Source organism: Georgenia sp., from assembly GCF_054605595.1.
Genome location: NZ_JBTSDU010000156.1, coordinates 1 through 6,362, shown reverse-complemented (window position 1 = coordinate 6,362; position 6,362 = coordinate 1). Strand labels below are relative to the sequence as shown.

The 6,362-nt window shown below is 72.1% G+C and carries 5 protein-coding genes; 4 read left to right on the top strand and 1 reads right to left on the bottom strand.

Annotated elements, in window-relative coordinates:
• Window positions 1-226: 226 nt before the first annotated feature.
• Complete coding sequence (locus tag ACYC1Z_RS13670; protein WP_461410076.1) at window positions 227-1,804, bottom strand: aspartate:alanine exchanger family transporter; 1,578 nt, start codon at window positions 1,802-1,804, stop codon at window positions 227-229.
• Window positions 1,805-1,928: 124 nt separating this feature from the next.
• On the opposite strand from ACYC1Z_RS13670, the gene ACYC1Z_RS13665 reads away from it, so the two are divergent.
• The 4 genes from ACYC1Z_RS13665 (at window position 1,929) to ilvC (ending at window position 6,346) form a co-directional block, all read left to right on the top strand.
• The gene (locus ACYC1Z_RS13665; RefSeq protein WP_461410075.1) at window positions 1,929-2,609 is read left to right on the top strand and encodes a 4a-hydroxytetrahydrobiopterin dehydratase; all 681 of its coding nucleotides are present in this window, start codon (window positions 1,929-1,931) and stop codon (window positions 2,607-2,609) included.
• 231 nt (window positions 2,610-2,840) lie between these two features.
• Window positions 2,841-4,694 carry an acetolactate synthase large subunit gene (locus ACYC1Z_RS13660; protein ID WP_461410074.1) on the top strand — a complete coding sequence of 618 codons (1,854 nt, stop codon included), beginning with the start codon at window positions 2,841-2,843 and terminating at the stop codon, window positions 4,692-4,694.
• Between the two features lie 10 nt (window positions 4,695-4,704).
• A complete protein-coding gene (gene ilvN / locus ACYC1Z_RS13655) occupies window positions 4,705-5,235 on the top strand; it encodes an acetolactate synthase small subunit (RefSeq protein ID WP_461410073.1) in 531 nt (176 codons plus the stop codon).
• 79 nt (window positions 5,236-5,314) lie between these two features.
• Window positions 5,315-6,346, top strand: coding sequence for a ketol-acid reductoisomerase (gene ilvC / locus ACYC1Z_RS13650; RefSeq protein ID WP_461410072.1), 1,032 nt, complete (start codon window positions 5,315-5,317; stop codon window positions 6,344-6,346).
• The last annotated feature ends 16 nt before the right edge of the window (window positions 6,347-6,362 follow it).

Sequence of the window (6,362 nt, the reverse complement as noted above, 5' to 3'; positions counted from 1 at the left end):
CGCAGGTATGCGGCCGCGGTGATCGCCGGCGCCCCCCACCCGCAGGGTGGGGCCCGCCGTGGCTGCGTCGCCGGTACGACGCGACGGGGTGCGGTTCGTGCTCCGGTTGCCGATCGTGCCCTTCGCAGGTACGGGGGGCACGCCAACCGCGTCCGGGGAAACCCCCACCGGCCGCCGGGGAACTCCCACCGGCCGCCGGGGAACTCCCACCGGCCGCCGGGGAGTCCTACCGGCCGCCCAGCAGCTGTGCGAGCAGGATCTTGACGACCATCGCCGTGGGGTAGACGAGCGCGTACCCGAGCGCCACCCGCGGGTCGTGCCCGGTGCGGCCGTTCGCGAACGCCAGCACCGCCGGCTGGGTCTGCGTGCCGCCGAGGATGCCCGACAGTCGCGTGCCACCGACCCGGAAGAGCCGCCGCATGACCACGTACGTGGACACGCCCACCACCACCGTGACGGCAGCGCCGAGCACCAGGATCCGCACCCACTCGCCGGAGGCGAAAGCGGTCAGGATGAGCGAACCGGCCTTCGTGCCCGCGGAGGCGAGGAAGATCAGCAGCCCCAGCTCGGAGAGCACCATCGACGCCGTGTACGGCAGGGTGGTCACGACCGGCCCGATGCGCCCCACCCGCCCCATCACGAGCCCGACGATCAACGTGCCCGCGGCCGCGCCGATCGCGAAGGTGCCGCCGGGCACCGGGATCGGGACCTCGCCGAGCAGCAGTCCGAGCAGCAGTCCGAGACCGAGCGCCGCGGGGTTGATGTCGGACAGACCCCGTGCGGAGTCCCCGAAGAATGCGGTCACCTCGCCGATCCGGGACCGGGGTGCGACCACCCGGACGCGGTCGCCGAGCTGGAGGACCAGGTCCGGCGTGGCGACCATGTCGACGTCGCCACGGCGGACCCGGGCGACCGTGGCGTGGAACCGGCTCTCGAGCCCGAGCGCGGCGACCGTGCGCCCGGCGAGCTCCGGCGCGGAGACGGTCATCCGCCGGAAGTCCAGGTACCGGCGGTCCGCCGTGAGGTCGTGGGAGGAGACGTGGCCCAGTTCCGCCGTCAGCTCGGAGACCACCGCCGCCGGGCCCACCACGGTGACGACGTCGCCGGCGCGCAGCACCGCGTCGGGCCCCACCGGCTCGGCCGGGCCCGACTCGTCCCGGCGGATGCGGGAGAATCTCAACTGACCGCCATGGCGCTCGCGCAGCTCGGCCACGGTGGGGCGGTCGGTGCGCTCCACCCGGAGGTTGGCGCCGACCACGGGGGAGGGGGTGTCCCGGTCGGCGTCCCGATGGCGCAGTGCCATAGCCGAGACGGCAAGCATGCCGACGACACCGAAGAGGTACGCGACGGCGTACCCCACCGTCGCCTCGGGCGTGCCGCCGGCCGCCGCCAGCGCCGGGGTGTTGGTCAGAGCGCCCGCGAACGTCCCCGCGACCACCTGGTCGTCGAGGCCGAGTGCCGCGCCCACGACGACGGCCGTCCCGGCGCCGCCGACGAGGATGACGGCGACCGCCAGCACGAGTGGGTAGGCGGTACGCAGGGCGTGGAAGAAGTTCGGGCCCGAGGTGATCCCGGTGACGAACGCGAAGAGCGCCAGGGCGAGAGAGCCGATGGTCTCGGGGATGGTCAGGGTGATCCCGTGGTGCACGCCGAGCGCGGTGACGGCGATCGCCGTGAAGAGCACGGCGGCCGCGCCGAGGGCCACCCCCCGGACGCGGACGCGCCCCAGGACGGACCCGACACCGAGGACCAGGGACAGCAGCAGCAAGGGTTGCTCGGCGAGCACGCCGAGGATCGTCTGCATGGGGCCTCCCGGTGATGCGTGTCGATGTCGTGGTCGACGCTAGCGGCCCGGCCTCGCACACCGCCGGGTCCGAGGTCACGACCCCCGTGTGGCCCTGGACACCGAGGGCTGCCAGGCTGGTGCGATGAGCACACGGCTGACGGCCGCCCAGGCGCAGCAACAGGCAGGTCGGAACTGGCGCGTCGTCGCCGGGCGGCTGCACGCCACTTTCGATACCGGGAGCCTCGCCCGCGGTATCGAGCTCGTCCGGCGCGTGGGCGAGGTCGCCGACGAGCTGGACCACCATCCCGACCTCGACGTGCGATACGCCCGGGTGCACGTGGTCACGGTCTCGCACGACGTCGGCGGGCTGACAGGGCGCGACATCCGGCTCGCCGCCGCCGTCTCGCGGATCGCGGCGGAGCTCGACCTCGAGCCGGCGGCGGCCCGCCCGCAGGCCGTCGAGATCGGCGTCGACGCCCTCGACATCGCCGCGGTGCGGCCGTTCTGGCGTGCCGTGCTCGGGTACGGGGAGAGCGCGTCCGACGCCGACGTCCCGGACCTCGTCGACCCGGACGGGCGCGGCCCCGCCGTGCGGTTTCGGCAGTTGGGCGCGCCCCGGCCCCAACGCAACCGGATCCACATCGACGTCTTCGTCCCGCACGACGCCGTCGAGCGGCGCGTGCGCGCGGCGCTGGACGCCGGAGCCCGCCTCGTCTCGGACGCGCACCGGCCGTCGCGCTGGGACCTCGCCGACGCCGAGGGGAACGAGGCGTCCCTGAACACATGGCAGGCGGACCCGAGGGTGAAAACGTCCACCAGCTGAGTCGGTAATCCACGATATGAGATTCAGGGGTCGCCGCGTGACCTCGCGCCGGGACGGCGCTATGGTGTCCCCATGCAGTTCCGACTCGACGTAGTTATGCGGCGCGCAGCCGCTCGGTGACCCGAGCCCCTGCGCGCTACCCCTCGACGACCCCGGGCCCCGGGACGAGGGGTTTTTTTGTGCCCGACACGCCGGGACGACCCAAGGCAGGACCGAACGAAGGAGGCCACGATGGTCAAGGCACCGCACCCCGCGCCGCCGCGCCCCGCACCGACACCCGCGACAGAGCCGCGCGTCCGCGTCGCCCCGGCGCCGACGACGACCGTCACGATCACCGAGGAGTCCACCGGCGCCCGCAACATCGTCCGCGCGCTCGAGGAGGCCGGGGTCGAGACGATCTTCGGCATGCCCGGCGGTGCCATCCTGCCGACCTACGACCCGCTGTACGACTCCACGAGGCTGCGGCACATCCTGGTGCGCCACGAGCAGGGGGCCGGCCACGCCGCCACCGGCTACGCCGCCGCCACCGGAAAGGTCGGCGTCTGCATGGTCACCTCCGGCCCCGGGGCGACCAACCTCATCACCGCCCTCGCCGACGCACACATGGACTCCGTTCCCATCGTGGCCATCACCGGCCAGGTCGGTGCCTCGATGATCGGGACCGACGCGTTCCAGGAGGCCGACATCGTGGGCGCCACGATGCCGGTGACCAAGCACTCCTTCCTCGTCACCGACGCCGACGAGATCCCCGCCCGCATCGCCGAGGCCTTCCACATCGCCTCCACCGGCCGGCCGGGACCGGTGCTCGTCGACATCGCCAAGTCCGCCCAGCAGGCCCCCTCGACATTCGTCTGGCCCCCGCACATGGACCTGCCCGGCTACCGTCCCGGGACGAAGCCGCACGCCCGCCAGGTCCGGGAGGCCGCCCGCCTCCTGGCCACGGCCCGCCGGCCCGTGCTCTACGTCGGCGGCGGCGCGATCCGCGCCAACGCCGCCCCCGTGCTGCGCGAGCTCGTCGACCTCTCCGGGGCCGCCGTCGTCACCACGCTCATGGCGCGCGGCGCCGTCCCCGACTCCCACCCGCAGAACCTGGGCATGCCCGGCATGCACGGCACGGTCCCCGCCGTGGCGGCGCTCCAGCAGGCCGACCTCATCGTCGCGCTCGGCGCGCGCTTCGACGACCGGGTGACCGGCAAGCTCGACAGCTTCGCCCCGAAGGCCACGATCGTCCACGCGGACATCGACCCCGCCGAGATCTCGAAGAACCGCTACGCCGACGTGCCGATCGTCGGTGACCTCAAGGAGGTCATCACCGACCTGGTCACCGAGCTGACCGCCGCGCACGTGCAGCACGGCCGCCCCGACGTCGAGGCCTGGTGGAAGCGCCTGGACGAGTTGCGACGCACCTACCCGCTGGGCTGGTCGCCCACCGAGGACGGGCTCATGGCGCCGCAGCACGTCATCTCCCGGCTCGGCGAGATCGTCGGCCCGGAGGCGGTCTACGTCTCCGGCGTCGGCCAGCACCAGATGTGGGCGGCGCAGTTCATCAGCTACGAGCACCCGCGCACCTGGCTCAACTCCGGGGGTCTGGGCACCATGGGCTACGCCGTCCCGGCGGCCATGGGCGCCAAGGTCGGTCGCCCCGACGCCACCGTGTGGGCGATCGACGGCGACGGGTGCTTCCAGATGACCAACCAGGAGCTCGCCACCTGCGCGCTCGAGGGCATCCCGATCAAGGTCGCGCTGATCAACAACTCCTCGCTCGGCATGGTCCGTCAGTGGCAGACCCTGTTCTACGAGGGCCGCTACAGCCACACCGACCTGCACACCGGTCACGGTGGGCGCCACATCCCCGACTTCGTCAAGCTCGCCGAGGCGTACGGCTGCGTCGGGCTGCGCTGCACGTCCACCGCGGACATCGACGCGACGATCAAACGCGCCATGGAGATCGACGACCAGCCCGTCGTCGTCGACTTCGTGGTCAGTGCCGACGCGATGGTCTGGCCGATGGTCGCCGCCGGCGTCAGCAACGACGACATCCAGTACGCGCACGGGATCACCCCGGCGTGGGACCGCGACGAGTGAGGATCAGCAGATGAGCACCAGGCACACCCTGTCCGTGCTGGTGGAGAACAAGCCCGGCGTGCTCACGCGCGTCTCGGCGCTGTTCGCCCGCCGGGCCTTCAACATCCACTCCCTCGCCGTGGGCCCCACCGAGCACCCGGACATCTCCCGGATCACCGTGGTCGTCGACGCCGCCGAGCTGCCGCTCGAGCAGGTGACCAAGCAACTCAACAAGCTGATCAACGTCATCAAGATCGTCGAGCTCGAGCCCGAGTCCTCCGTCCAGCGCGAGCTCCTGCTGGTCAAGGTCCGGGCCGACGACGCCTCCCGCACCGCCGTCCTCCAGGTCGTCGAGCTGTTCCGGGCGCATGTCGTCGACGTCGCACCCGACGCGGTGACGATCGAGGCCACGGGCGGCGAGGGCAAGGTCAAGGCCCTCCTGACCGCCCTCGAACCACACGGCATCCGGGAGATCGTCCAGTCCGGCGCCGTGGCCATCGCCCGTGGCTCCCGTTCGATGACCGACCGGGCCGCCGCCGAGCGCGCCGTCCGCTCGGCCTGACGCCACCTCCCGGGCGGGTCCACCCGCACCCGCCCGGACCTGACACCCTTGCACCACCACCAACCGAAGGAGAACCATCGTGGCTGAGCTGTTCTACGACGACGACGCCGACCTCGCCCTCATCCAGTCCAAGAAGGTGGCCGTCATCGGCTACGGCAGCCAGGGTCACGCCCACGCGCTGAACCTGCGCGACTCGGGTGTCGACGTCGTCGTCGGCCTGCGCGAGGGCTCCTCCTCGCGCGCCAAGGCGGCGGAGCAGGGCCTCGCCGTCGCGACCGTGGCCGAGGCCGTCAAGGCCGCCGACGTCATCATGATCCTCGCGCCCGACCAGGTCCAGCGCACGCTGTTCGCCCAGGACATCGAGCCGAACCTCAAGGACGACGCCGCACTGTTCTTCGCGCACGGCTTCAACATCCGCTTCGGCTACATCAAGCCCGGCGCCGGCCACGACGTCGCCATGGTCGCCCCCAAGGGCCCGGGCCACACCGTGCGCCGCGAGTTCGACGCCGGTCGTGGCGTACCGGTGATCGTCGCCGTCGAGCAGGATGCCTCCGGGCAGGCCTGGGAGCTCGCGCTCAGCTACGCCAAGGCGATCGGCGGGCTGCGTGCCGCCGGCATCAGGACCACCTTCACCGAGGAGACCGAGACCGACCTGTTCGGCGAGCAGGCCGTGCTGTGCGGCGGCGTCTCCCAGCTCATCCAGTACGGCTTCGAGACGCTCACCGAAGCGGGCTACCAGCCCGAGGTGGCCTACTTCGAGGTGCTCCACGAGCTGAAGCTCATCGTCGACCTCATGTGGGAGGGCGGCATCACCAAGCAGCGCTGGTCCGTCTCCGACACGGCCGAGTACGGCGACTACGTCTCCGGCCCGCGCGTGATCGACCCGCACGTGAAGGAGAACATGAAGAGCGTGCTGGCGGACATCCGCAACGGTGCCTTCGCCGACCGTTTCATCACGGACCAGGACGCCGGGGCGCCCGAGTTCAAGGCGCTGCGCGCCAAGGGCGAGCAGCACCCCATCGAGCCGGTCGGCCGCGAGCTGCGCAAGCTGTTCGCGTGGTCGGGCAACGCTCAGGACGGCGACTACGTGGACGGCCAGACCGCCCGCTGACGATTCCTGAGACGAC

Coding starts and splice junctions, on each gene's coding strand:
- ACYC1Z_RS13670 (WP_461410076.1), bottom strand. CDS start 1,804: ATGCAGACGATCCTCGGCGTGCTCGCCGAGCAACCCTTGCTGCTGCTG.
- ACYC1Z_RS13665 (WP_461410075.1), top strand. CDS start 1,929: ATGAGCACACGGCTGACGGCCGCCCAGGCGCAGCAACAGGCAGGTCGG.
- ilvN (WP_461410073.1), top strand. CDS start 4,705: ATGAGCACCAGGCACACCCTGTCCGTGCTGGTGGAGAACAAGCCCGGC.
- ACYC1Z_RS13660 (WP_461410074.1), top strand. CDS start 2,841: ATGGTCAAGGCACCGCACCCCGCGCCGCCGCGCCCCGCACCGACACCC.